At 67.6% G+C, this 222-nt stretch carries 1 protein-coding gene; it reads right to left on the bottom strand.

Going from position 1 to position 222, the window contains the following annotated elements; all coding sequences use genetic code 11:
* Window positions 1–222, bottom strand: a 222-nt coding sequence (locus tag AMS65_RS18330; RefSeq protein ID WP_368664707.1) for a hypothetical protein, incomplete at both ends; no start/stop codon positions are given.

Below are 222 nucleotides of genomic sequence, written 5' to 3' on the forward strand. Positions count from 1 at the left end.
GACGATGAAGTTGTCACCCGCGCGCGGAACGCTCGAGAGACCCTGCACCTGCACCGGACGCGAGGGCAGTGCCTCGGCGACCGCGTCACCGTTCTCGTCGGTCATCGCACGGACACGGCCGTACGCGGTGCCGGCGACGATCGCGTCACCGACGCGCAGCGTACCCGACTGAATGAGCACGGTTGCGACCGAGCCACGACCCTTGTCGAGCTTCGCTTCGAT

It is taken from the genome of Leucobacter celer subsp. astrifaciens (genome assembly GCF_001273835.1).
Taxonomy (GTDB): domain Bacteria; phylum Actinomycetota; class Actinomycetes; order Actinomycetales; family Microbacteriaceae; genus Leucobacter; species Leucobacter celer.